The 1,088-nt window shown below is 35.2% G+C and carries 1 protein-coding gene; it reads left to right on the forward strand.

Translation table 11 applies throughout. The features are described 5' to 3' along the window. The first annotated feature begins 48 nt into the window (after positions 1-48). Entirely contained in the window at positions 49-948 is a 900-nt protein-coding gene (locus PL9631_RS25935) for an IS982 family transposase (protein ID WP_083617988.1), read from the forward strand. Positions 949-1,088: the final 140 nt, after the last annotated feature.

A 1,088-nucleotide genomic window follows, 5' to 3' on the forward strand; every position in this document is an offset into this window, starting at 1 on the left:
GAAAATAGAGATGTAACCAGCAAATATTAGACAATTAAGGAGGCTTTTATGGATCACAGAGCATCACACTTAGACATAACAAAAGTTTTTTGTGACCTGGATGACTTTTGTCAAGTATTTGAACCCTTATTGGCACAAATGTTGTTACCAGAAGTGGTGGGTCAAAGCCGACCCAAAACCCGCTTGACTTTAAGTGAAATAATGACAATATTGATCGGATTTCATGGTTCACGTTACCGAACATTTAAAGACTTTTACCGATTACAAGTAATGGCATATTGGTCAAAAGCTATGCCTAACTTAGTCAGTTATAATCGTTTTGTTGAGTTAATGTCTTATGCTTTATTAGCACTATGTTGTTACTTTGAATATTGTTGTAAAGGCGAGGTAACTGGAACAAGTTTTATCGATTCGACCGCCTTAAAGGTCTGTCATGAAAATCGAGCAAATAGCCATAAAGTCTTTGCTGGACTAGCGGAATGGGGGAAAAGTTCAATTGGCTTTTATTTTGGATTTAAGTTACATTTAATCATCAACGACTATGGGGAAATTTTAAATTTTCAAGTCACACCTGCTAATGTTGATGACCGAAAAGTAGTCCCAGAATTAACAGAAGGAATTGTGGGAAAAATTTTTGGAGACAAGGGATATATTTCCGAAAAATTATTTAAGCAATTACATGAAAAAGGTTTACAACTGATAACTAGGCTGAAGAAAAACATGAAAAATAAACTAATGTTGTGGTCAGATAAAATGAAATTAAGAAAAAGAGGTATAATAGAATCAGTGAATGATCAACTGAAAAACTTATGCCAAATTGAACATACAAGACATCGAAGTGTAGGTAATTTTATGGTGAATTTAGTAGCCGGAATGATTGCTTATACTTATCAACCTGAAAAGCCATCATTGTATGAGATTAAACAACCAGTTTATCATTTTGAATAAACTCAAATTTCCCGCGCATTAAATAAACATTAAAACTGACAAGCTAATTTCACTTCCCGCCTGATAACTTACAGCTTGTGGCTTCGCCGTGAGCGTCAGCCGAAGGGTGTGGCGATCAAACTCCATCGAACTCACGTTAA

This window comes from Planktothrix paucivesiculata PCC 9631 (assembly GCF_900009265.2).
In the GTDB taxonomy this organism is placed as follows: Bacteria; Cyanobacteriota; Cyanobacteriia; order Cyanobacteriales; family Microcoleaceae; genus Planktothrix; species Planktothrix paucivesiculata.